We start from the raw sequence: 21997 nt of genomic DNA, 5'->3' as shown, positions 1-21997 counted from the left end.
CCCCCTCGTCCTGGAGGAGGTCGCCCGCGCCGTCGAGGACGCCAACACCCGCCTCGCCCGCGTCCAGCAGGTCAAGAAGTGGCGGCTGCTGCCCGCCGAGTGGACCGCCGAGAGCGAGGAGCTGACCCCCACGCTCAAGCTGAAGCGCCGCGTCGTCCACACCAAGTACGCGGACGCCCTCGACGCCCTCTACACCGGCTAAGATCATCCGCGGAGGCGTGTGAGCGCCTGGTGGCCTCCCCGGCCTTCAAAGCCGACGGTCCCGAGCATCTCGGGACGGCGGGTTCGATTCCCGCACGCCTCCGCCACCTGTTCCCCCCGGCTCCCCCGGCGCGACGTAGCGTGGGGGTATGAGGGGGCGCAAGGTGGCCTACGGGGTCATGATGGGGACGTGCCTGACCCTGTTCGTGCTGGCCTGGGCCGTGGTGCGGCTGTACTCGCACGCGGCGGCGGTCGCCATGTCGGTGGTGGCGCTAGTGATCCCGCCGTTCGCGGCGATCGTGGCGAACTGGAACATCGACCGCACCGACCGCCGGGACTGACCGGACTTCCTTCGTCAACGGCCGGATTCCGGGGTACCGTCGAGGCCATGGGGCGGATCACCGTGCGCAGGCCCGTGCTGCGGCTGAGCACGTCCGGGGCGCTGGGAAGCAGGCCCGACACCCTCGCCGTGGAGGAGCCGCTGGAGATCCGCGTCGCGGGCAAGCCGCTCACGATCACGATGCGCACGCCGGGGCACGACTTCGATCTGGTCGCCGGGTTCCTGGCGGCCGAAGGCGTGATCGGGCGGGCCGCGGACCTCGCGACCATGCGGTACTGCGCCGACACCGAGGAGCAGAACACCCTCGACGTCGTGCTCGCCCCGGGCGTTCCCCCGCCGGACGACTCGGTGACCAGGGCGTTCACGACGACGAGCGCGTGCGGGGTGTGCGGGAAGTCGAGCATCGAGGCGCTGCGCTCGGACCGGCCCTACGAGCTCGCGGGCGATCCCGTGCGGCTCACGCCGGAGCTGCTCGCGGCATTGCCCGGACGGCTGCGCGAGGCGCAGCGGGTGTTCGACCGGACGGGCGGGCTGCACGCGGCCGGCCTCTTCGGCGCCGGCGGGGAGCTGCTGGCGGTGCGCGAGGACGTCGGCCGGCACAACGCCGTCGACAAGGTCGTCGGATGGGCGCTGCGGCAAGGGCGGCTGCCCCTCGCCGGGACGGTGCTGATGGTGAGCGGGCGCGCGTCGTTCGAGCTGACGCAGAAGGCGATGGCGGCGGGCGTGCCGGTGCTCGCCGCCGTGTCGGCGCCGTCGTCGCTGGCCGTGGACCTCGCCGCGGACGCCGGGATGACCCTCGTCGGGTTCCTGCGCGGCGAGACCATGAACGTCTACGCGGGGGCGGAGCGTATCGGCCGGTGACGGCCCCGAGTTGTCATCACGAGCCGAAAACCAACCGGTAACTTGTTGGGTTGCCCTCAAGAAACCGTCCCTCAACGGGAGTTGACTGCTGCCCCAACGGCGTACGCGCGCGTGCACCCCGCTCCGCGCGCGGAGCCGCCGTGTGGAGGCGAGGACCGTATGACGAGGGCCCAGTCGGACGGCGGACCGGCGTCCATCGACGAGCGCCACCCGCCGATCAGGCCGCGGCGCGTCTCCTTCGACTGGTCGGGGACGCCGCTGCACTGGGTGCCGGGCGACCCGGTGGCCACGCACATCATCAACTCGTTCCACATCGTCCTGCCCGAGGGCGAGAAGTGGTTCGTCCAGTGCGTGAAGGACGCGCGCCCGCACATCCGGGACGAGCGGCTGCTGGAGGAGATCAAGGGGTTCATCGGGCAGGAGATGGTGCACGCCCGCTCCCACCAGGGCGTCCTCGACCAGATCCTGGAGCGCGCCGGGATCGACGTCTCCAAGATCACGGACGTGGCGGGCCGGGGCAACGCCGAGCGGCCCGCGCAGATGGCGGCGCTGAAGGAGCGCAACCCGCGGGCGTGGCGGCGCCGGCTGCGGTTCGAGCTGGCCGCGGTCGCCTCGATCGAGCACTACACCGCCGTCCTCGGCCAGTGGATCATGGACAACGACCGGCTCGACAAGGCCGGCGTGGACCCGACGATGCTGGACCTGCTGCGCTGGCACGGCGCCGAGGAGGTCGAGCACCGGTCGGTGGTGTTCGACGTGTACCGAGCCGTGGGCGGGCGCTACCCGACCCGCGTCGCGGCCTGGGTGGTGTCGCTGTTCTTCCTGTACTGGGCGCTGATCGGCGGCTCGCTGTACCTGCTCAAGCAGGACCCGACGATCAAGCGGCGGGTGACGCCGCTGCGGGTGTACCGCTCCTACCGGCGGTCGGTGCGGCGCGGGCACGTGCCCGGCATCTTCCGGCTGCTGCTCGGCGAGGCGCCCGTCTACCTCAAGCCGGGCCACCATCCCTCGAAGGTCTGCTCGACGCCCCGCGCGCTGGAGTACCTGATGCGGTCGCCCGCCGCGAAGGCCGCGGGCTACGACCCGTACTAGCCCCGCACCACCGCGGGGCCGCGCGCCGGCGGTGGCGCGCGTCACGTCGTGAGCCCTTGACCGGGGGACGAAACGGCGATTTATTAACAGCGTGTCCAATAAAGTGGCGCTCGCCCGCGTGCACGACGAGGCGGAGCTCGAGCGATTCCGTGCCGTCCAGCGGCTGTGCTACCGGTGCGCCGACGAGGTCGCCGGCACGCTCGAACCGGGCGTGACCGAGCGCGAGGCCTGCCGCCGCATGCGCCGGTGGCTGCGCGAACGCGGCGTCGACGACTGGCTGCACACACCGTTCGCCTGGTTCGGCGACCGGTCGGCGTTCCGCGGCTTCAAGGTGCCGACGCAGTTCCTGCCCAGCGGGACGCGGCTGGAGGAGGGGATGCCGTACATCCTCGACATGGCGCCCGTGAAGGACGGCTACTCCGCCGACATCGGCTACGGCGGCGTCCTCGGCGGGAACCGGATCTGGGAGCGGCTCGACGCCGACCTCGCCGCCTACCGGACGCTCATCCTCGACCTGGTCCGCGAGCGCCGCACGTTCGCAGCGATCTACGCCGAGGTCGACGCGCTCATCGAGCGCCAGGGCTACCAGAACCGGCACAGCGAGTACCCGGGGCGGGTCATCGGCCACCAGGTCGGAATCATCGGCGGAATCCTCCCCAAGCGCGTGGGATTCCCGTTCGGTGTACGGTTCCTCCAGACCATCGGCCGCGAGCTGGTCAAGGAGCGCCTGGAGGGGCGCTCCCCGCTCTGGAACGGGGCCGCGCAGTCGCAGCACCCCCCGACGCCCGGACTGTGGGCGGTCGAGCCCCACATCGGGTTCCGCGGCGTCGGCGTCAAGTTCGAGGAGATCCTCGTGGTCACCGAGGACGGCGCCCACTGGCTCGACGACGATTTGCCCCACGTGCACCGCTGGGCCCGACGGGAGACGACCACATGACACCCCCACCCGTCAGCAGGAGGCGCGTCCGGGGGGACGGCGTCGACCTCGCCGTCTACGAGCAGGGCGACCGGTCGCGGCCCACCGTGCTGCTCGTCCACGGCTACCCCGACACCCACGCGGTCTGGGACGAGGTCGCCGGGCGGCTCGCCGAGCGGTTCCACGTCGTCCGCTACGACGTGCGCGGAGCGGGCGCGTCGTCGCGGCCGTTCGGGCGCAAGCGCTACACCTTCGACTACCTCATGGCCGACATGGCGGCCGTGCTGGACGCCACCGCGCCCGAGCGCAAGGTGCACCTGGTCGGGCACGACTGGGGCTCGATCCAGGCGTGGGAGGCGGCCTGCACGATGCCGGACCGCTTCGCCTCGTTCACCTCGATGTCCGGGCCGTGCCTGGACCACGTCGCGCACTGGATGCGGCGGAACCTGGCGCGTCCCACGCCGGCCAACCTGCGGCGGGCGGCGGGGCAGGGCGCCCGGTCCTGGTACATCTACTTCTTCCAGACCCCGCTCCTGCCGGAGCTGCTGTGGCGGGCCGGGATGGCGAAGCCGTTCACCAAGGCCCTGGAGCTGGGCGAGGGCGTCCCGTCCCGCGCCGGCCACCCGGCGCGGACGATGGCGCGCGACGCCGCGGCCGGGGTCGCCCTCTACCGGGCGAACATGCTGCAGCGCCTGCGCCGCCCGCGCGACCGGCGCACCGACGTGCCGACGCAGGTCATCGTCCCCACCAAGGACCTGTTCGTCTCGCCGCACCTCGTGGGAGGGCTCGCCGGGCGCGTCCCGAACCTGTCGCTGCGGCCGATCGCCGCCGGGCACTGGGTGCCGCGCAGCCACCCGGACGTCGTCGCCCGCTGGATCACCGAGCACATCACCGGGGTGCGGGGCGGCCCGCTCAGCGCCACCGAGTCGCGCGCGCTCGACCGCGCCAGAGTGGCCGGCGACCGGCGCACGTTCGAGGGCTCCCTCGTCGTCGTCACCGGCGCGGGCAGCGGCATCGGCCGCGAGACCGCGCTCGCCTTCGCCGAGCAGGGCGCCGAGGTGGTCGCGGCCGACCTCGACCTGGCCACCGCCCAGCGCACCGCCGAACTCGCGGGCCTCGTCGGCCCGCCCGGGCACGCGTTCCGGGTGGACGTGTCCGACCCCGCCGCGATGGAGGACTTCGCCAAGTCCGTCATGCACGAGCACGGGGTACCGGACGTCGTCGTCAACAACGCCGGGATCGGCATGGCCGGAGCCTTCCTCGACCACACCGCCGAGGACTGGCAGAAGGTCCTGGACGTGAACCTGTGGGGCGTCGTCCACGGTTCACGGCTCTTCGCCAAGCAGATGGTGGAGCGCGGGCAGGGCGGCCACATCGTCAACACGGCGTCGGCCGCCGCTTTCACGCCGTCCCGCACGCTGCCCGCCTACGCGACGAGCAAGGCGGCCGTGCTGATGCTGACGGAGTGCCTGCGCGCCGAACTGAATGGCAAGGGCATCGGGGTCAGCGCCATCTGCCCCGGCATCGTCAACACCAACATCACCCGGACGTCCCGCTTCGTCGGCCAGGGCCAGGACGAGGAGGCTCGCAGCCGGCGGAGGGCGGCCCGCGCCTACGCCCGCCGCAACTACGGTCCGGAGCGGGTCGCGGAGCAGATCGTCACCGCCGTCCGCACCGACCGGGCGGTCGTCCCCGTCACGCCGGAGGCGCGGCTGAGCTACCTGGCATCCCGTGCGGCGCCGGGTGTGATGCGGCTCCTGGCGAAGCTCGACGTGGGCTGAACGCCGCCCGCCCGGGTACCCGTAGGGTGATCACCGGGAGGCGGTGCACATGGCGGACGCCGTGGTCGTCGGCGCGGGGCACAACGGCCTCGTCGCGGCCAACATGCTGGCCGACGCCGGCTGGGACGTGGAGGTGCTCGAAGCGCAGCCCGAGCCGGGCGGCGCCGTGCGCAGCGACCGGGGCGTCCACCCCGACTACGTCAGCGACCTGTGCAGCGCGTTCTACCCGCTCGGCGTCGCGTCGCCCGTGATGCGGGCGCTGGACCTCCAGCGTTATGGGCTGCGCTGGCGGCACGCGCCGGCCGTCCTCGCGCACCCGCTGCCGGACGGGCGCTGCGCCGTCCTCGAACGCGACCGCGACGCGACCGCCGGGAACCTCGACGCGCTCGGCGAGGGCGACGGCGAGGCGTGGCTGCGGCTCTGCGGGCTGTGGGACGAGATGGGGGACGACGTCCTGCGCGCCCTGTTCACCCCGTTCCCGCCCGTCCGGGCCGCGCTCCCGCTGGCGGCGTCGGCGCACCGCGCGGGCGGGCTGCGCGTGCTGCGCTCCCTGCTGGCGCCCGTCCGCACGCTCGGCGAGCAGGAGTTCGCCGGGCCCGGCGGGCCGCTGCTGCTCGCCGGGGCGGCGCTGCACACCGACATGTTCCCCGAGACGACGGCCGGGTCGGTGTTCGGCTGGCTCCTCGCCATGATCGGGCAGCGGGACGGGTGGCCGGTCCCCGAGGGCGGCGCGGGCGAGCTGACGGCGGCGCTCGTGCGGCGGCTGGAGGCGCGCGGCGGACGCGTCCGCTGCGACACGCCCGTCGCGTCGGTCGTCGTCCGCGACGGGCGCGCGCTCGGCGTCCGCACCGCGTCCGGCGAACCGGTGCGCGCCACCAGGGCCGTGCTCGCGGACGTGTCGGCACCCGCCCTCTACGGCGGCCTGGTCGGCTGGGCCGACCTCCCCGGCTCGGTCCGCGCGGACATGCGCCGCTTCGACTGGGACCACGCCACCTTCAAGGTCGACTGGGCGCTGTCGGGGCCCATCCCCTGGGCGTCCCCCGATGCGGGACGGGCCGGTACCGTCCACCTCTCCCCCGGCCTCGACGCGATGACCGACTACAGCACGCACCTCGCCACGGGCCGCGTCCCGGCGGAACCGTTCGCGCTCCTCGGCCAGATGACGACCGCCGACCCCACCCGCTCCCCCGCCGGAACCGAGTCGGTCTGGGCCTACACGCACGTCCCCCACGAAGTGAAGGCCGACGCCGGACCCGACGGCATCACCGGCGGCTGGGACGAACGCGAGCAGGCCGCCATGGCCGACCGCGTCGAGAACGTCGTGGAACGCCGCGCCCCCGGCTTCCGCTCCCGCATCACCGACCGCCGCGTCATCGCGCCGCCCGCGTTCCAGGACCACGACGCCAACCTGCGCAACGGCGCGCTCAACGGCGGCACCGCGATGGTCCACCAGCAGTTCGTGTTCCGTCCCGTCCCCGGGCTGGGCCGCGCCGAGACGCCGGTCGCGGGCCTCTACCTGGCGTCGGCGTCCGCGCACCCCGGCGGCGGCGTGCACGGCGCGTGCGGCGCCAACGCCGCCCGGGCCGCCCTCGCCCACGCCGGCGCCGGCGGCCTCCTGCTCACCCCGGCCCTCAACGCCCTGTCCCGCCTGCTCGCCCCCTGACGGAGGGAGGGTTTACCGGCTCGGGGTTTCCCCGGACGCCGGCATATGCGACCTTGGCAGGAACAAGCCCGGCGATCGGCCCCCGCCCCGGGCGGCCGTCGTCCCAGGGTCCGAACCGGCACCGGAGCGTGAGGCATGCGGATTCGCGACATCCTGCGGAGGAAGGGAGACGCGGTGGCCACGGTACGGCCCGAGGCCACCGTGCGGCAGCTGCTCGCCGTCCTGGCCGAGCACAACATCGGGGCGGCGGTGGTCTCCCCCGACGGCGCGGCGATCACCGGGATCGCCTCCGAGCGGGACGTGGTGCGGCGGCTGCACGAGCACGGCGCGGCGCTGCTCGACCGTCCCGTGTCCGACATCATGACCTCCGAGGTCCGCAGCTGCGGACCGGGCGACCAGGTCGAGGACCTGCGCCGCACCATGACCGAGCACCGGTTCCGGCACATGCCCGTCGTCGACGACGGGCGGCTCGCCGGGATCGTCAGCATCGGCGACGTCGTCAAGAGCGCCATCGACGAGCTGGAGAGCGAGCGCGAGCACCTCGTCGACTACATCCAGCGCGCCCCCTGACCGACAGGGCCTGATCAACCAGGGCCCTCAGACGTAGGCGGGCAGCGGGCGAGCGGCCGGCGCCGCCTCGGCCTCGCGGTGGGCGACGGCGAGCCGCTCGACCGCCAGGCGGAGCGTGTCCGGCGGCAGCACGTACGGCAGCCGGACGTAGTCCTCCAGGACGCCGTCGGTGCCGAACACCGGCCCGGCGACGACGCGGACGCCGAGCCGCTCGGACGTCTCGGCGAGCCGAGAGGCGACGGGCGCGCCCATCCGCGCCCACAGCGACATGCCTCCCTCGGGGAGCCGGAACTCCCAGCCGGGCAGCAGCTCGCGCAGCGCCCCTGCGAGCGCGTCCCGGCCGCGCCGCAGCCTCTCCGCGCGCTCGGCGCGGACCTCGTCCACCCGCTGCAGCAGCTGCTGGACGATCAGCTGGTCGAGGACCGGGCTCGCCATGTCGAACGGCTCGCGGGCCAGCACCAGGCGGCGCACGAGCGGCGCGGTGGCGCGGATCCAGCCGATCCGCAGCCCGCCCCACAGCAGCTTGGACGCCGACCCGATCGTGACGACGCGCCCGCCCGCGTCATAGGACGCGAGCGGCGGCACGCGCGGCGCCGCCGGGTCGAGGGCGAGTTCGGCGAAGGTCTCGTCGGCGACGAGGAACGCGTCGGCGCGCCGTCCGGCGTCGACCAGCGCCGCCCGGTCGTCCGCGGACATCAGATACCCGGTCGGGTTGTGGAAGTCGGGGATCGTGTACGCCATCCGGACGGCGGCCTGCCGCATGGCGCCCGCGGCCAGCTCCACGTCCCAGCCCTCGTTGACGCCGACCGGGACGAGCCGCGCGCCGCGGCGGCGGAGCGCGCCGAGCGCGTGCGGGTAGGTGGGGCGCTCGACCATGACGGCGTCGCCCGCCTCCACGAGCAGCTGCGACAGCAGCGTGAACGCGTGCTGCGCGCCGGTCGTGACGACGATCTGGTCGGCGCGGGTGGGCACGCCGCGGGCCGTATAGCCGTCCGCGATGACCTGCCGCAGGCCCGCCAGCCCGGCGGGTTCGTAGCCGGGGCCGGAGCTGTAGCGCGGCAGCTCGGCGACGGCGGCGGCGACGGCCTCTTCGAAGATCGCGGGAGCGCCGGGGGTGGCGCAGCCGAGGTCGATGAAGGACGGGTCGTCCGGCGCCGGGCGGGCCCTGCCGAACCGGCCGGCGGGGACGGCGGCCGCGGGCCGCGGTTCCGCCGACGCCATGCGGACCGGGGGCAGCGCCGTCCAGCTGCCCGCGCCCTGCCGGCTCTCGACGTAGCCCTCGTCGCGGAGCCGGTCGTAGGCGGTCGTCACCGTGGTGCGGCTGACGCCGAGGGCGGCGGCCAGGTCGCGTTCGGCGGGGAGCCGGGTCCGCAGCGCGAGCCGCCCGTCCAGGACGAGGCCCCGCACCGAGCGGGCCAGTGCCGCGTACACCGGACGCTCCCGCGACACATCGCCCAGCAGTTTGGCCAGGTGGGGACCGCTCACATAGCGCGTGCTCATACAAGCCACTTTCGCATATTGGCCCTGCATTCTCCAGGCCACTTCACGGCAGAGTGGTCGAGAACGATGGCCACTCATCACTTGGAGCACGAAAATGGCCTTGATGGCGCGCCGCCTGGTGCAACTCTATGTCGGATTGGCCTTGTACGGTCTCGGGATCGCGCTCCAGGTGTCGTCCGGGCTCGGCAACGACCCGTGGGACGTCTTCCACCAGGGCCTCTCCCGGCGGCTCGGGCTGTCGATCGGCGCGTGGATCATCATCGCGGGCGTGCTCGTGATGCTCGCGTGGATCCCGCTGCGGCAGCGGCCCGGCATCGGGACGATCAGCAACGTCGTCCTGGTCGGCGTCTTCGCGGACCTGTTCCTGTGGCTGCTGCCCGATCCGGGCGCGCTCGCCGCGCGGTGGGCGTACCTGGTCGCGGCCGTCCTCGTGGGCGGCTTCGCCACCGGCTGCTACATCGGCGCCGGGCTCGGCCCCGGCCCGCGCGACGGGCTGATGACGGGCCTGGCGGCGCGGGGCCGCTCGATCCGGGTGGTGCGGACGGCGATCGAGCTGACCGTGCTGGCGGCCGGGTGGCTGCTCGGCGGCACCGTCGGCATCGGGACGCTCCTGTACGCCGTCGCGATCGGGCCGCTGACCCACGCGCTGCTCCCGGTCCTGACGATCAAGCGCCCGGCGGCCGAGCCCGCACCGGAACCGGAGCCCGCCGGCGCCCGCTAGCCGTACCGCTACCGGGCGAAGAGGCGGACCGCCTGCTCCGCGGCGGCCGCCAGGAGCGGCGCGGCGTCCGCCTTCAGCTCGGCGAGCGTCCGCGGGCCGTCGGCGAGGCTGAACGCGGCGGTCAGGCCGAGCGCGTGCAGTTCGTCCAGCGGCCCGGCCACGCCTCCGGCCAGGGCGACGCACGGGGTGCCGCGGCCGCGGGCGAGGGCCGCGACGGCGGAGACCACCTTGCCCGCGGCGCTCTGCCCGTCCACGCGGCCCTCCCCGGTGACGACCAGGTCGGCGCCGGCGAGCGCGGACGGCAGCCCGACCGCCTCGGCGACGAGGAGCGCGCCGCCGGACGGCTCGGCGCCGAGCACGCCGACGAGGCCGCCGCAGGTGCCGCCGGCCGCCCCCGCGCCGGGCAGGTCGTGGACGCGGGTGCCGCCGTGCGCGGCGAGTACGTCGGCGAAGACGGTGAGGGCGGCGTCCAGCTCGGCGGCCTGGCCGGGGGACGCGCCCTTCTGGGGGCCGAACACGGCGGCGGCGCCGTCCGGCCCGACGAGCGGGTTGGTCACGTCGCAGGCGACCCGGAACCGGGTGGCGCGCACCTCGTCCGGGACGCCGGAGTCGTCGATCGAGGCGAGGCGGGCCAGTGCGCCGCCGCCCGGCGGCAGCTCCGCGCCGGCGGCGTCCAGGAAGCGGACGCCGAGGGCGCGCAGCAGCCCGGTGCCTCCGTCGGTGCTGGCGCTGCCGCCGATGCAGACGAGGACGTCGCGGGCGCCGCGCCGGACCGCGTCCGCGATCAGCTCGCCGGTGCCGGTGGTGGCGGCGTTCATCGGGTCGGGCGGCAGCTCCTCGACCAGCGGCAGCCCGGACGCGGCGGCCAGCTCCACCACGGCGGACCGGCCGTCCCCCGACAGGGCGTAGCGCGCCTTCACCGGACGCCCCAGCGGGTCGGTGGCGGCCACCTCGATCGCGTCGCCCGCGCTGGCGCTGAGGAAGCAGTCGAGGGTGCCCTCGCCGCCGTCCGCCATCGGCACCGCGACCACCTCGGCGCCCGGCACGGCCCGCCGGACGCCCGCCTCGACGGCGGCGCACACGGCCGCCGCCGACAGGCTGCCCTTGAAGGAGTCGGGCGCCACGACAACGCGCATCAGTGCCCCCTCACCGCCCGGGGGACGCCCTCAGGAGCCCCGAAGCCGGCCGGGCGGTGATCCTCGCTCCGCCGCCGCTCCACCGCGGTCATCGCTCGGCCGCGAGCGTGGCCAGGACGGAGGCGAACTCCTCCGGCAGGACCAGCGACTCGCCCTCGTACCGCGTCTCCAGGTAGGTCAGCTCGCCGGCGCGCCACCAGTACAGGTGCGGGCTGAGCGACCCGGGGCCCTCCTCGTAGGCGCGCTGGGCCTGCGCGTGCAGCTCGGTCGCCGCCGCGACGGCCTCGCGGTAGCGCGCCCTCGGGTGGCCCTCGGTGATCCGGAGCGGGTGCGCGACGATGAGGCTGCGGTTCGGCGCGATGACCAGCGCTCCGTACGGGCCGATCGGCAGGTACTCCTCCAGCCACGCCAGGTGCGTGACGGCGTAGAACGTCCAGCCGTGCAGGACGGAGACGCGGACGCCGCCGAGGTCCTGCTCGTCGAGCTGGAGGTGCCCGTCGGCGCGGACGTTGGCGCGGCCCAGCATGAACAGCGCGTCGCCGGACACCGGCCAGCCGTCCATCTCCTCGGTGGTGACCGTCCGGACGGTGGTGGGCGTGTCGACCACGACCACCTCGATCAGCCCGGGCGCGAACGGCCGGGCGGCGAGGACGCCGTTGTCGGCCTCCGCCGGGTAGATGCGGGTGCGCAGCAGGTGCTGGGCGAGGTCGAAGTCGCTGAGGTCGAGCGGCTCCTCGACCGCGGTGACGATCGTGGTGACGTGGTCGGACACCAGGGCGGGCCAGTCGTCGCGCGGGACGAGCCGGGCGAGCTGCCGCAGGTCGCGCAGGCTGACGTGCAGCCGGTTCGCGCCCTCCAGCAGCATCACCTCGCCGGGCGCGGGGCTGCAGGCGTAGCCGAGGCTCTCGGCGACGAGGACGAGCAGTGAGTCGAGGGTCCCGTCGTCCCAGGGTTCGGGACGGGCATGGCGGCCGCTCATCGCGCACCTCCCGAGGGCGCTTCGAGGGTGAGCGCGCCGGGGTCCGGCACGGCGGGGTGCGGATCTGCGGGGTCGGGTGCTTGCAGGCGGGCGGGGGCGCCCAGTTCGAGCGTACGCTGCCGCGGCCCGTGCCCGGCGGGGACGCCGGCGAGGACCGGGACGCCGAGGGGGCCGAGCCGCGCGGCGAACACCGAGTCCAGCTCGGCGGGGTCGCCGCAGTCCTTCCAGGAGCCGAGCGCCACCCCGGCGGCGCCGGCGAACCAGCCCGCCTGGAGGAGCTGGACGAGCATCCGGTCGACCCGGTAGGGCGCCTCGGTGACGTCCTCCAGGAAGACAATGCGGCCCGCGGCGGGCGGCGGGGCGTACGGGGTGCCGAGCACGGCGGTCAGCAGCGACAGGGTGCCGCCGGTGAGCGGGCCTTCCGCGCGTCCCGGCCGCAGCACGCGGGTACCGGGGAGGGTCACGGCGCCGGAACCCGTGCCGCCGAACAGGGCGGCGCGCAGGCCGTCCAGGTTGGCGTCGGGGGCGGCCGGGTCGAGGTCGGCGATCATGCCCGCGGGCATGGGGCCGAACGACGTGGTGACGCCCAGGCGCGTTCCAAAAGCGGTGTGCAGGGCGGTGATGTCGCTGGATCCGTGCAGGATCTTCGGGCCGCCGGACCCGATGGACGCCTCGGTCGCGGTGCGCAGCGCGTCCCAGTCGAGCCGGTCCAGGACGCGGGTGGCGCCGTAGCCGCCCCGGGCGCAGACCACCGCGCGGACGCGCGGGTCGCACCAGGCGGCCTGCAGGTCCGCGGCCCGGTCGGCGTCGCTTCCGGCGAGCCGGTGCCAGTCGCCGCGTGCGGCCCCGGGCGGGCCGAGGTTGACTCGGTCGAGGGCGTGCTTTCCGACCACGACGTCAAGGCCGAGGTCGCGCAGGACGGCGCAGCCGGCCTCCAGCCGGCCGGGCTCGGCGGGACCGCTGGGCGCGATCACCGAGACCCGGTCGCCGGGCCGCAACCGCCCGTACCTGCGGGCCTTTCGCGCCTGCCGCGGACCGCCGGGCATGCCGACGGCGGGCGCGTCGGACGGCCCGTGGGCCGCCTGCGCGCGGGCGCCCCCGCTGTTCAACCCGATCCCTCCTCGCACCGCGACGGATAGAGCTTGTCAGGATCCGGACGCCAGCGGAAGAGGCGACCGGTCACGACCCGCAAACAGATCATCGCGCCGTGCCGAGCGCGAGGCCGGCGAGGCGCGGCAGCGTCTCGCCGATCGGCCGGCGCAGCACCGCGTCGGCGAGCCCATCGTACGGGGTCGGCTCCGCGTTGCCGATCACCAGGTGGGCGCCGTGGTCGACCGCCTCCAGGCACAGCCCGGCGGCGGGCTGCACGGTGAGCGAGGTGCCGGCGGCGACGAACAGGTCGCAGGACCGGGCCGCGATGATCGCGGCGTCCAGGACGTCCTGGTCGAGGGCCTGCCCGAAGGAGATCGTCGCGGACTTCTGGATGCCGCCGCACTCGGCGCAGGGCGGGTCGTCCTCGCCGGCGTCGACGCGGGCGAGGATCTCCGGCATCGGGGTGCGCAGGCCGCAGGACAGGCAGACGGCGTCCCGCATGGTGCCGTGGATCTCGATGACCTTGGCGGCGGACGAGCCGGCGCGCTGGTGCAGCCCGTCGATGTTCTGGGTGATCAGGGCGCGCAGCCGGCCCGCCCGCTCCAGCTCGGCGAGCGCGCGGTGCGCGGCGTTCGGCTCGGCGTCCCAGACGGGGTTGTCGCGCCGGGCGCGCCAGGCGCGGCGCCGCACCTCGGGGTCGGCGAGGTAGGCGCCGATCGTGGACATCGCCTCCGCCGCGGGGTCCTTCGTCCAGACACCCTGCGGGCCGCGGAAGTCGGGGATCCCGCTGTCGGTGGAGATTCCGGCGCCGGTGAGCACCGTGATCGCCTCGGCCTTCGGCAGAAGTTCGGCGAGCGTCATGGGAGCGTCCACCCTCCACATGGTAGGTCCCGGCCGGCGGCCCCGGTCCGGCGATCGGTCCGGTTAACGGACCGGTCCGCGCTCGCTAACGGATGGGTATCGGCCCGCCCCTTTACGGAGGGTCACGGACCGACCTGGCCGCAAAAGGTGACAAACTTGGCCCGGTATGAGATCGACGCCGCACATCTTGGTGATCAACGGCACCAAGGTCCGCCGCCCGGTGTTCATCCTGGGCGCTCCGCACTCGGGTGCGGAGCTGCTGGCGCGTGCGGTCAAACGCTCCCCCGGCTTCCACCTCACGACCGGGCGGCACGGCGTCCTGCGCGTCACCTACGCGTTCGCGCGGCAGCCCTCGATCGCCACCGAGCGCGGGAAGGGCGCGGCGCGGGTCCTGCGCGACGCCTACGCGCAGGCGTGGCAGGTGTCGGCGCGCGCCTGCGCGGAGTGCCCGCGGGAATGCCGCGAGCTGGCCGGGCTGCCGCCGCGGCCGGACGTCCCGGCGGACCGTCCCGCGCACGACTCCGACCTGCCGGAACCGTGCGTGGAGCCGCGCGGGCTGGCCCGGTTCGCCGACGCCTCCCCCGACCTGATCTACAGCGCCGACGTGCTGCTGGACGCCTTCCCCGACGCCCAGCTCGTCCAGGTGATCCGGGACGGCCGGGACGCGGTCGCCGACATGCTGGCCGACGAGCGCTGCCTCGCCTGGTTCAAGCCCGGCCTCGCCAACCTCGACACGGTCTTCCCGAACCCGTTCTTCGGCGTCGAGGACCACACCGACCGGAACCGGTGGCCGCGCGCGGCCACCGCCGTCAAGTGCGCGCTGCGGTGGCGCGGCTCGGTGCGGCTCAGCGCGAAGCTGCGGCAGCAGGTCCCCGAGGACCAGCTGCTCACCGTCCGTTACGAGGAGCTCGTCGCCAGGCCGCGGCGCGTCGGCGCCGAGCTGTCGGAGTACCTGGACGCGCCGCTCTCCAAGACGGCCCTCACCGGCCTGGTGCCCATCGGGGCCCGGGACGCGGGCGACCCGGGCGTCGGGCAGTGGCGCGAGCGCCTCACTCCGCGGCAGGCCGCCCAGGTCGAGAAGGTCGCCGGCACCGAACTGCGCCGCCTCGGCTACGGGGTCGGCTCCGGCGCCTGAGCCCCGCCCGGCCGGGCTCCTACTCGGGGGCGCCCAGCGGCTCGGCCTGCCGGACCTCGTCGCGCTGCTGCGCGAACTGGGTGCGGTACAGCTCGGCGTAGAGGCCGCCCTCCAGCAGCAGCTCCTCGTGCCGGCCGCGCTCGGCGACCCGGCCGTCGTCGATCACCAGGATCTGGTCGGCCTCCCGGATGGTGGACAGCCGGTGCGCGATCACCAGCGACGTCCGGCCGGCGAGGGCGGTGCGCAGCGCCCGCTGCACGGCCGCCTCGGACTCGGAGTCCAGGTGCGCTGTCGCCTCGTCCAGCACGACGACGGACGGCGCCTTCAGCAGCAGCCGGGCGATCGCGAGCCGCTGCTTCTCGCCGCCCGACAGCCGGTAGCCGCGGTCGCCGACGACGGTGTCCAGGCCCTCGGGCATCGCGGCGACGAGGCCGCCGATCTGCGCGGCGTCCAGCGCGGCGAGGATCTCCTCGTCGGCGGCGTCCGGACGGGCGTAGCGCATGTTCTCCCGGATCGAGTCGTGGAACAGGTGCGCGTCCTGGCTGACCACGCCGATCTCGGCGCGCAGCGATTCGAGGGTGACGTCGCGGACGTCGGCGCCGCCGATCCGGACCGCGCCGCCGGACGCGTCGTACAGCCGCGACACCAGGTGCGTGATCGTCGACTTGCCCGCGCCGGACGGCCCGACGAGCGCGACGAGCTGCCCCGGGCGAGCGGTGAAGTCGACGTCGAACAGGACTTCCTTGCTGGGCGAGGCGTCGATGCGCGCGATCGACTCCAGCGAGGCCAGCGACACCTCGTCCGCCGCCGGGTAGGCGAACCGGACGTGGTCGAACTCGATCGCCGGCGCCTTGGTCAGGGACGGCCCCGACCCGTTCCCGGACGGCTGCCGGGCCTCGGCGAGCGCCCGGGCGCCGTCGCGGTCGCGGATCAGCGGCTTGAGGTCGAGCACCTCGAAGACCCGGTCGAAGCTGACGAGCGCGGTCATCACGTCGACGTGGACGTTGGACAGCGCGGTGAGCGGCCCGTACATGCGGGTCAGCAGGGTGGCGAGCGCGACGAGCGTGCCGAGCTGGAGGGTGCCGTCCACGACCAGGTAGCCGCCGACGCCGTAGACCATGGCGGTGGCGAGCGCGGCGACCAGCGTCAGCGCGGTGAAGAACACCCGCCCGTACATGGCGGCGATGACGCCGATGTCGCGGACGCGGGCGGCGCGGCGGGAGAAGTTGTCCTCCTCCTCGGCGGGCCGCCCGTACAGCTTGGCGAGCATCGCGCCGGCGACGTTGAAGCGCTCGGTCATGAGCGAGCCCATCTCGGCGTCCAGCACCATCTGCTCGCGGCTGACCCGCTGCAGCCGCTTGCCGACCCACTTGGCCGGCAGGATGAAGATCGGGAGCAGCAGCAGCGCGATCAGCGTGACCTGCCACGACAGCACCAGCATCGTGACCAGCACGAGGACCAGGCTGATCACGTTGGACACCACCGACGACAGGGTGGTGGTGAGGGCGCGCTGCGCGCCGATGACGTCGTTGTTGAGGCGGCTGACGAGCGAGCCGGTCTGCGCGCGCATGAAGAACGCGACGGGCTGCCGCTGGACGTGCGCGAACACCTGGCTGCGCAGGTCGTAGATGAGCCCCTCGCCGATGCGGGCCGAGTACCAGCGCTGGACGAGCCCGAGCACGGCCTCCACCAGGGCGAGCCCGGCGACGGCGGCGGCGAACCAGATGACGAGGCTCTGCCGTCCCGGCACGATGCCGCGGTCGATGATCCCCTTCAGCAGCAGCGGGTTGGCGACGACGATCAGCGCGGACAGCGAGTTCAGCGCGAGGAACAGCACCAGTTCGCGGATGTAGGGACGGGCGTACCCGGCGATCCGCCCCACGGTGCCGGGCGGGAGCTTCTGCCGGGTGACGGAGCCGTCCCTGCGGAACGAGGCCATCACCTGCCAGCCGTTGCCCGGCATCCCCGGCATTCCCACGAGCGCCTCCGAATGAGTTTCGACGTAATCAAGTAAGCATCTCAGTATCCGGCGGGCACAACGCCTCCGCGCCCGCCGCGCTTCCCGGCTCCGCTCACGGCGTAATGGCTCTGGACAACCCGCCCCGCCGGTGTAACCGTGATCACCACCCCAGGCTCACACCCCCCAGGAGCCCCCATGAGAAGACGCCTCACCGGCGGCGCCGGAGTGATCACCCTCACCGCAGCGCTCGCCGCCGCGCTCACCGCCGCGACCGCACCGGCCGCCGCGGCGGCCGGCCCCGCGAGACCCGGCACCCCCCATGTCACGGTACGGGGCGGCGAGACGCAGCCCGTGTTCTCCCGCGCCGACGCCGTCACCCAGACCGTGAACATCGAGACGACGGCCGACAGCGACCGCGACGGCGTGCGCGACCGCGTGCAGCTGCGGATCATGCGCCCGAAGGAGACCGGCACCGCCGGCCTCAAGGTGCCGACGATCCTGGAGCCCAGCCCGTACTGGGCCGGGATCAACGACGTCCCCAACCACCCGGTCGACATCGGGGACGCCCAGGCCCGCTCGCTGACCAGTACGAAGCGGAACCTCGCCGAGATCTTCCCCGGCTACTACGACAACTACTTCCTGCCGCGCGGCTACGCCGTCGCCGACCTCGACAGCATCGGGACGGGCGGCTCGACCGGCTGCCCGACGTCCGGGGACCGCAGCGAGCAGGCGGGCGCCAAGGCCGCGGTGGACTGGCTGAACGGCCGCGCCCGCGGCTGGGCGCCGGACGGGACGCCGGTCCGGGCGACCTGGTCGACCGGCAACGTCGGGATGATCGGCCAGTCCTACGACGGGACGCTGCCGAACATGGCCGCGGCGACCGGCGTCGACGGGCTGAAGGCGATCGTCCCGATCGCGGGGATCTCCAGCTGGTACGACTACTACCGCGCGGGCGGCGGCGTGGTCGCGCCCGGCGGCTTCCAGGGCGAGGACCTGGACGTCCTCGCCAAGGCGGTGCTGACCCGGCGGAACCCCGAGGTCTGCGCGAAGGTCATCGACGGCATCGAGGCGGCGCAGGACCGCGAGACCGGCGACTACTCCAAGGTGTGGGCCGAACGCGACTACGTCGGGCAGGCGCGCGACGTGCGCGCCGCCGTCATGGTCGTGCACGGGCTCAACGACTGGAACGTGAAGATCAAGAACTCGGTGCAGTGGTGGAACGCCCTCAAAAAGGCGGGCGTGCCGCGCAAGCTGTGGCTGCACCAGGGCAACCACTCGACGCCGTTCCGCTGGCGGGTCGAGGAGTGGCTGCGGCAGACGCTGCACTGGTTCGACCGGTACCTGTACGGCATCCGCAACGGGATCGAGAAGGAGCCGAAGGTCGACGTCCAGCACGCGGACGGGTCGTGGGAGACGGCGAAGGACTGGCCCGTCCCCGGTACCCGCACGGTGCCGCTGAGCCTGAACGCCGGGGCGTCCGGACAGCCGGGCACCCTCGGCCTCCGGCCCCGGCACGGCGCGGCGCAGTCGTTCGCGGACGCGGGCAAGACCCGCACGGCCGAGCAGCTGCTCGCCAACGAGGACCAGGCCGACCCGAACCGGCTCGCCTACCTGACCGGGCCGCTGCCCGAGGCGGTCCGGGTGGACGGCGTCCCGTCGATGTCCGTGCGGGCCTCGCTGGACGGCCGGTCGCCGTACCTGACGGCGCTGCTGGTCGACTACGGCACGGACGCGCGCCCGACGGGCGCCCGGGTGAACACCGGCCAGGAGGTCTGCTACGGGGAGAGCGTGCCGGGCGACTCCGGCTGCACGACCCGGCAGGAGCTCGCGACCGAGACCGCCCCCTACAAGATCATCACCAGGGGGTGGCTGGACGCGCGGAACCGGCACGGCTTCAGCCGCACCGAGCCGATCAAGCCCGGGAGGACCTACGCGTTCCGGTGGGACTTCGAACCCACCGACTACGTCGTCAAGGCCGGCCACCGGCTCGGCGTGATCGTGCTGTCCACCGACTACGACTACACGCTCCGCTACCCGGCCGGGACCGAGGTCACCGTCCAGCCGGGCGTCAGCAGGGTCCTGCTGCCGCTCGCACGAGGCGGCCGGGAGGCACTGAACGGGAGGCACTGAACGGGAGGCACTGAAGTAGCGCCGTGCCGGGCCGGGGGCGGTTCTCGTCCCCGGCCCGGCCGGTCACTTGCCGAACATCTCGCGGAGGCGGCCGATCTGCTCGCGGCGCTCGGCGGCGCTCTGCTCGTCCAGGGTGTTCTCGGCGGCCTGCCACAGCAGCCGCTTGGTCGCCACGGTCGCGCCGGGGTTGACCGCGAGCAGGGCCTCCACCAGGTCGCGGACGGCGCCGTCCAGGGCGTCGCGCGGGACGACGGTCTCGGCGAGGCCGATCCTGGCCGCCTCGTCGGCGCGGACCGTCCGGGCGGTCAGGCACAGCTCCAGCGCCCGTCCGATGCCCACGACCTCGACGAGCGGCTTGGTGCCGGTCAGGTCGGGGACGAGCCCGAGCGCGGGCTCCTTCATGCAGAACCCGGTGTCGTCGGCGATCACGCGGATGTCGCAGGCCAGTGCCAGCTGGAAGCCGGCGCCGATGGCGTGGCCCTGCACGGCCGCGACGGTGACGATGTCGGGGCGCCGGAGCCAGGTGTAGCCCTCCTGCAGCTCCGCGATGAAGCGGTCGGTGGCCTCGGCGTCGGCGCCGTCGGCGAAGCCCTCGCCGCCGCCGGAGAACATGCCGAGGTCGATGCCCGCCGAGAAGCTCGGGCCCTCGCCCCGCAGGACGACGACCCGTACCCCGGCGGGGAGGGAGCGCCCGATCGCGGCGAGGCCGCGCCAGGTGGCGAACGTCATGGCGTTGCGCCGCTCCGGCCGGTTCAGGGTGACGGTCGCGACCGCCCCGTCCAGCTCCAGCCGCAGACCGGCCTCGGCGAGTTCCGCCTCCGCCGGCCCGGTGGTCGTGGTCGCGTCCCCCATGGGTGGTTCCTTCCGATGAGCAAACCGGGCCCGCCCCGCCGTCCACGGGGCGGGACCCGGAACCTGTCCGCCGCCGCGACCGAACCTTACTCGGCCGGTCGCGGCGCCGGGTCAGGCGGTGCGCTCATCCGGGGGCCGTTGTCCGTTCAGGACTTCTTGCCCCGGGTCGCGCCGCCGCGACCGCGCAGGTTGACGCCGGACTCGGTCAGAATCCGGTGGATGAAACCGTACGAGCGGCCGGTGGCGGCTGCCAGGGCGCGGATGCTCTCACCGGAGTCGTACCTCTTCTTGAGGTCCGACGCCAGCTTGTCGCGCTCGGCACCGGTCACGCGGGTGCCCTTCTTAAGGGTCTCGGCCACGAGTACCTCCCGTAGTGATGTGGTGACCGCTGCGTTATCCCCCGCCATGATCAGTCATTCCCGCCGGTTCGGCTACCCACTCGGCCAGAAAAGATCTGCGGAAGTCACCGCGCAGGTCACGCGAGCGCCACCAGATCGGCAAACTCGTCACTCCAGATGTCTTCCACCCCATCCGGGAGCAAAATCACTCTTTCCGGCGTGAGCGCGTCGACCGCGCCCTCGTCGTGGGTCACCAGGACGATGGCTCCGGCGAACGTCCGGAGCGCGCCGAGGATCTCCTCGCGGCTGGCCGGGTCGAGGTTGTTGGTGGGCTCGTCCAGCAGCAGCACGTTCGCGCTCGACACCACGAGCATCGCCAGCGCCAGCCGGGTCTTCTCGCCGCCGGACAGCACGCCCGCGGGCTTGTCGACGTCGTCGCCGGAGAACAGGAACGAGCCGAGGATCTTGCGGACCTCGACCGGCATCATCCCGGGCGCGGCCGCCTGCATGTTCTCCAGCACGGACCGCTCCACGTCCAGGGTCTCGTGCTCCTGCGCGTAGTAGCCGATCCGCAGGCCGTGCCCGGCCACGACCCCGCCCGTGTCGGGCTTGTCGACGCCCGCCAGCAGGCGCAGCAGGGTCGTCTTCCCGGCCCCGTTCAGGCCGAGGATGACGACGCGGCTGCCCCGGTCGATGGCCAGGTCCACGTCGGTGAAAATCTCCAAAGATCCGTACGATTTCGACAAACCCTCCGCGGTGAGGGGGGTCTTGCCGCACGGAGCCGGGTCCGGGAAGCGAATTTTGGCCACCTTGTCGGCCTGCCGCTCGCCCTCGACGCCGGCGAGGAGCTGCCGGGCGCGCCGGTCCATCTGCTGCGCGGCCTTCGCCTTGGTGGCCTTGGCGCGCATCTTGTCGGCCTGCGACAGCAGCGTCGACGCCTGCCGGTGCGCGTTGGCCGACTCGCGCTTGCGGCGCCGCTCGTCGGTCTCGCGCTGGTCGAGGTACTTCTTCCAGCCGACGTTGTAGATGTCGATCACGCTGCGGTTGGCGTCCAGGTGGAGCACCCGGTTGACCACCGCATCGAGCAGCTCCACGTCGTGGCTGATCACGACGAGGCCGCCCTGGTGGCCCTTCAGGAAGTCGCGGAGCCAGACGATGGAGTCGGCGTCGAGGTGGTTGGTGGGCTCGTCCAGCAGCAGCGTGTCGGCGCCGGAGAACAGGATGCGGGACAGCTCGACGCGGCGCCGCTGCCCGCCCGACAGCGTCCCGAGCGGCTGGGTCATCACCCGGTCCGGCAGGCCGAGGCTGGAGGCGATGGAGGCCGCCTCCGCCTCCGCGCTGTAGCCGCCGAGGACGTGCAGCCGCTCCTCCAGGCGCCCGTACCGGCGGACGGCCTTGTCGCGGTCGGCGCCCGTCGCGGTCGCCATCGCGTCCTCGGCCGCGCGCAGCTTGCGGATCACCTCGTCCAGGCCGCGGGCCGACAGGATCCGGTCGCGGGCCAGCTCCGCCAGGTCGACGTCGCGCGGGTCCTGCGGCAGGTAGCCGATCGTGCCGGAGGACGTCACGGCGCCCTGCGCGGGCAGCGCCTCCCCCGCCAGCACCTTGGTGAGGGTGGTCTTGCCGGCGCCGTTGCGGCCGATGAAGCCCACCCGGTCGCCGGGGTTGACCCGGAACGTGGCGGCCTCGATCAGCAGCCGGGACCCGGCGCGCAGCTCGATGTCTTTCGCGATGATCACAGTGACAGGGCTCCCCTGACGGACGGCTCGAGGGACAGGCGCACGAAACAGCGCGCCACACGGTCACGTGGCGCGCTGGGCGGGGCCTGTCAGTTCGGGAGCGGAACCATCCGTCCAGTGTACGCGACCGCCA

19 protein-coding genes, 1 tRNA gene and 1 pseudogene are annotated in these 21997 nt (G+C 73.9%); 12 read left to right on the top strand and 9 right to left on the bottom strand.

All coding sequences use genetic code 11. The features are described 5' to 3' along the window. The 9 genes and pseudogenes from E1293_RS04295 to E1293_RS04255 all read left to right on the top strand — a co-directional run. Positions 1–202, top strand: a pseudogene (locus tag E1293_RS04295) (AMP-dependent synthetase/ligase); the annotation flags it as partial. A 10-nt stretch (positions 203–212) separates the two neighbouring features. Continuing rightward, a tRNA-Sec gene (locus E1293_RS04290) sits at positions 213–308 on the top strand. Between the two features lie 42 nt (positions 309–350). Beyond that, positions 351–542 (top strand): DUF3099 domain-containing protein, encoded by a 192-nt coding sequence (locus tag E1293_RS04285; RefSeq protein WP_132193996.1) that lies wholly within the window; start codon positions 351–353, stop codon positions 540–542. A gap of 47 nt (positions 543–589) precedes the next feature. Continuing rightward, positions 590–1402, top strand: a complete 813-nt coding sequence (gene fdhD / locus E1293_RS04280; protein WP_132193994.1) for a formate dehydrogenase accessory sulfurtransferase FdhD — start codon at positions 590–592, stop codon at positions 1400–1402. A 159-nt stretch (positions 1403–1561) separates the two neighbouring features. Then, complete coding sequence (locus E1293_RS04275) at positions 1562–2494, top strand: metal-dependent hydrolase (RefSeq protein ID WP_132193992.1); 933 nt, start codon at positions 1562–1564, stop codon at positions 2492–2494. Positions 2495–2585: 91 nt separating this feature from the next. Next, entirely contained in the window at positions 2586–3431 is an 846-nt protein-coding gene (locus tag E1293_RS04270) for a M24 family metallopeptidase (protein WP_424923593.1), read from the top strand. Beyond that, entirely contained in the window at positions 3428–5191 is a 1764-nt protein-coding gene (locus E1293_RS04265) for an SDR family oxidoreductase (protein WP_132193990.1), read from the top strand. Before E1293_RS04270 ends, E1293_RS04265 begins: the two co-directional genes overlap by 4 nt. Before the next feature lie 49 nt (positions 5192–5240). Next, positions 5241–6854, top strand: a complete 1614-nt coding sequence (locus E1293_RS04260) for a phytoene desaturase family protein (protein WP_132193988.1) — start codon at positions 5241–5243, stop codon at positions 6852–6854. Positions 6855–6989: 135 nt separating this feature from the next. Continuing rightward, positions 6990–7424: a CBS domain-containing protein gene (locus E1293_RS04255; protein ID WP_132193986.1), complete on the top strand. Its 435-nt coding sequence runs from the start codon at positions 6990–6992 to the stop codon at positions 7422–7424. A gap of 27 nt (positions 7425–7451) precedes the next feature. Here E1293_RS04255 and yczR read toward each other — a convergent pair whose 3' ends face one another. Then, entirely contained in the window at positions 7452–8924 is a 1473-nt protein-coding gene (yczR, locus tag E1293_RS04250) for a MocR-like transcription factor YczR (RefSeq protein WP_132193984.1), read from the bottom strand. A gap of 94 nt (positions 8925–9018) precedes the next feature. On the opposite strand from yczR, the gene yczE reads away from it, so the two are divergent. After that, positions 9019–9645 (top strand): membrane protein YczE, encoded by a 627-nt coding sequence (yczE, locus tag E1293_RS04245; protein WP_243716008.1) that lies wholly within the window; start codon positions 9019–9021, stop codon positions 9643–9645. 8 nt (positions 9646–9653) lie between these two features. On the opposite strand, the gene E1293_RS04240 is transcribed toward yczE, so the two are convergent. The 4 genes from E1293_RS04240 to E1293_RS04225 all read right to left on the bottom strand — a co-directional run bounded on the left by E1293_RS04240 (position 9654) and on the right by E1293_RS04225 (position 13734). Then, positions 9654–10781, bottom strand: coding sequence for a glycerate kinase (locus tag E1293_RS04240; RefSeq protein WP_132193982.1), 1128 nt, complete (start codon positions 10779–10781; stop codon positions 9654–9656). A gap of 88 nt (positions 10782–10869) precedes the next feature. Next, entirely contained in the window at positions 10870–11760 is an 891-nt protein-coding gene (locus E1293_RS04235) for a hypothetical protein (protein WP_132193980.1), read from the bottom strand. Beyond that, the gene (locus E1293_RS04230; protein ID WP_243716007.1) at positions 11757–12869 is read right to left on the bottom strand and encodes a S66 peptidase family protein; all 1113 of its coding nucleotides are present in this window, start codon (positions 12867–12869) and stop codon (positions 11757–11759) included. The genes E1293_RS04235 and E1293_RS04230 overlap by 4 nt, the downstream gene beginning before the upstream one ends. Before the next feature lie 88 nt (positions 12870–12957). Beyond that, positions 12958–13734: an SIR2 family NAD-dependent protein deacylase gene (locus E1293_RS04225; RefSeq protein WP_132193978.1), complete on the bottom strand. Its 777-nt coding sequence runs from the start codon at positions 13732–13734 to the stop codon at positions 12958–12960. Between the two features lie 145 nt (positions 13735–13879). On the opposite strand from E1293_RS04225, the gene E1293_RS04220 reads away from it, so the two are divergent. Then, positions 13880–14848 (top strand): sulfotransferase family protein, encoded by a 969-nt coding sequence (locus E1293_RS04220; protein WP_132193976.1) that lies wholly within the window; start codon positions 13880–13882, stop codon positions 14846–14848. A gap of 19 nt (positions 14849–14867) precedes the next feature. Here E1293_RS04220 and E1293_RS04215 read toward each other — a convergent pair whose 3' ends face one another. Then, positions 14868–16820: an ABC transporter ATP-binding protein gene (locus tag E1293_RS04215; RefSeq protein ID WP_243716011.1), complete on the bottom strand. Its 1953-nt coding sequence runs from the start codon at positions 16818–16820 to the stop codon at positions 14868–14870. Positions 16821–17003: 183 nt separating this feature from the next. Here E1293_RS04215 and E1293_RS04210 point away from each other — a divergent pair, with 183 nt between their 5' ends. Then, positions 17004–18938 carry a Xaa-Pro dipeptidyl-peptidase gene (locus tag E1293_RS04210; protein ID WP_132193974.1) on the top strand — a complete coding sequence of 645 codons (1935 nt, stop codon included), beginning with the start codon at positions 17004–17006 and terminating at the stop codon, positions 18936–18938. Positions 18939–19001: 63 nt separating this feature from the next. Here E1293_RS04210 and E1293_RS04205 read toward each other — a convergent pair whose 3' ends face one another. From E1293_RS04205 to E1293_RS04195, 3 genes are all read right to left on the bottom strand, one after another. Further along, the gene (locus E1293_RS04205) at positions 19002–19790 is read right to left on the bottom strand and encodes an enoyl-CoA hydratase/isomerase family protein (protein WP_132193972.1); all 789 of its coding nucleotides are present in this window, start codon (positions 19788–19790) and stop codon (positions 19002–19004) included. Positions 19791–19936: 146 nt separating this feature from the next. Beyond that, on the bottom strand, positions 19937–20149 hold the full coding sequence (locus E1293_RS04200) for a helix-turn-helix domain-containing protein (RefSeq protein ID WP_067886945.1): 213 nt from the start codon (positions 20147–20149) through the stop codon (positions 19937–19939). Positions 20150–20265: 116 nt separating this feature from the next. Next, a complete protein-coding gene (locus E1293_RS04195) occupies positions 20266–21864 on the bottom strand; it encodes an ABC-F family ATP-binding cassette domain-containing protein (protein ID WP_132193970.1) in 1599 nt (532 codons plus the stop codon). Positions 21865–21997 lie beyond the last annotated feature (133 nt).

Source organism: Actinomadura darangshiensis (genome assembly GCF_004349235.1).
Taxonomy (GTDB): domain Bacteria; phylum Actinomycetota; class Actinomycetes; order Streptosporangiales; family Streptosporangiaceae; genus Spirillospora; species Spirillospora darangshiensis.
The sequence above is the reverse complement of the archived record's forward strand: the minus strand, read 5'-3'. Positions and strand labels throughout refer to the sequence as shown.